1 pseudogene is annotated in these 1,349 nt (G+C 69.5%); it reads left to right on the top strand.

The features are described 5' to 3' along the window. Window positions 1-129: 129 nt before the first annotated feature. Window positions 130-1,152 (top strand): annotated as a pseudogene (locus tag ACZ7OO_RS44100) (ISAs1 family transposase); the annotation flags it as partial. Window positions 1,153-1,349 lie beyond the last annotated feature (197 nt).

Below are 1,349 nucleotides of genomic sequence, written 5' to 3'. Positions count from 1 at the left end.
CAGGGCTTCGGCATAGTCGGACGGCGCCCGGTTCGTGGTGATCTGCCGGCTCGGCGGCTGGGGAACGTGACAGGCACGGACTTCCAAGATCATGGAGTTCTCGACGCCCCGTGATCCGAGTGGAAGACCGTGCCTACCGCCGCATCATCCCTGATCCCGCCCGCCCTTGACCAGCTCTGCCGGCACCCCGAGGCCGCCCCCGAGGAGGTTCCGGGCCTGCTGGAACGCCTGGCCGAGGTGCCGGACCCGCGCGATCCGCGTGGCGTGCGCCATGCTCTCGCCGCCGTACTCGCCCTCACCGCATGCGCCGTACTGGCCGGAGCGACATCCCTGCTGGCGGTCGGCGAGTGGATCGCCGACGCGCCCACGCACGTGCTCAACCGGCTCGGCGTCCGCCCTGATCCGCTCCAGCCCCGGCGGTCGCTGCCCTCAGAGACCACCGTCCGCCGGGTGCTGGCCCGCATCGACGGCGACGCACTGGACCAGGCGGTGGGCCACTGGCTCGCCGACCGCCGCCCGAAAGCCTCCGGGCTTCGCGCTCTGGCCGTGGACGGCAAGAGTCTGCGCGGCGCCGCCAGGGCCAAGGGCCGGAAGATCCACCTTCTCGCCGCCCTCGAGCACACCACCGGCGCCGTCCTGGCCCAACGGGACGTGGGCGAGAAGACGAACGAGGTCACACGGTTCCAGCCGCTGCTGGATGCGATCGCGGACCTCGCGGGGGTGGTGATCACCGCCGATGCCCTCCACACCCAGCGCGAGCACGCCGAGTACCTCCTGGGCCGCGATGCCCACTACATCACGATCGCAAAGGGCAACCAGAAGAAGCTGCGCAAACAGCTGAAGTCCCTTTCCTGGAAGGACATTCCCCTCCAGGGACGCATCAAGGCCATCGGTCACGGCCGCTCGGAGATCCGCCGGATCAAGGTCGCCACCGTGAACAACCTGCTCTTCCCCGGAGCCCGCCAGGCCGTCCAGATCAAGCGCCGCCGAACCGACCGCAAGACCGGCAAGACCACCGTCAAGACCGTCTACGCCGTCACCAGCCTGACGGCCGAGCAGGCCAGCGCCACCCGACTCGCGAAGCTGATCAAAGACCACTGGCAGGTCGAGTCCCTGCACCACGTCCGGGACACCACCTTCACCGAGGACGCCTCCCAGCTGCGGACCGGCAACGCACCCCGCGCCATGGCCACTTGGCGCAACCTCGCCATCGGAGCCCTACGAGCAGCAGGCGCGAAGAACATTGCCGCCGGCCTTCGTCGCAACGCCCGTGACCCACGCCGCCCCCTCGCGATCCTTGGCCTCGCTTGATCACGAACCGGACGTCAGACGACTATGCCGAAGCCCTG

It is taken from the genome of Streptomyces sp. NPDC111744, from assembly GCF_055634995.1.
This window is presented reverse-complemented; position numbering and strand designations above follow the sequence as displayed.